Source organism: Parashewanella sp. 2210YD4-3 (assembly GCF_056591735.1).
Map to the genome: position 1 here is coordinate 1 of NZ_JBWQOG010000044.1, position 298 is coordinate 298.

Sequence of the window (298 nt, forward strand, 5' to 3'; positions counted from 1 at the left end):
CACATGAGTGGTGGAGCTATGCGGGATCGAACCGCAGACCTCCTGCGTGCAAGGCAGGCGCTCTCCCAGCTGAGCTATAGCCCCATCATGTGTCGATACGTTTTTGTCCAAATCAGTGATTACAACACGAAGAAGTAATCTTTTCTAATCAAGGAAGAATATTGCGAAGTTTGCATTAAGCAAATGAGCAGGATTCTAACGAAGAGTAGGAGAGATTTGGTGGGTCTGAGTAGACTTGAACTACCGACCTCACGCTTATCAGGCGTGCGCTCTAACCAGCTGAGCTACAGACCCATTT

General features: G+C 48.0%; 2 tRNA genes. Both read right to left on the reverse strand.

Annotated features, from left to right (window positions below):
* Positions 1-8: 8 nt before the first annotated feature.
* Positions 9-84: transfer RNA gene (locus tag AC1EU0_RS19220), tRNA-Ala, on the reverse strand.
* Between the two features lie 133 nt (positions 85-217).
* A tRNA-Ile gene (locus AC1EU0_RS19225) sits at positions 218-294 on the reverse strand.
* Positions 295-298 lie beyond the last annotated feature (4 nt).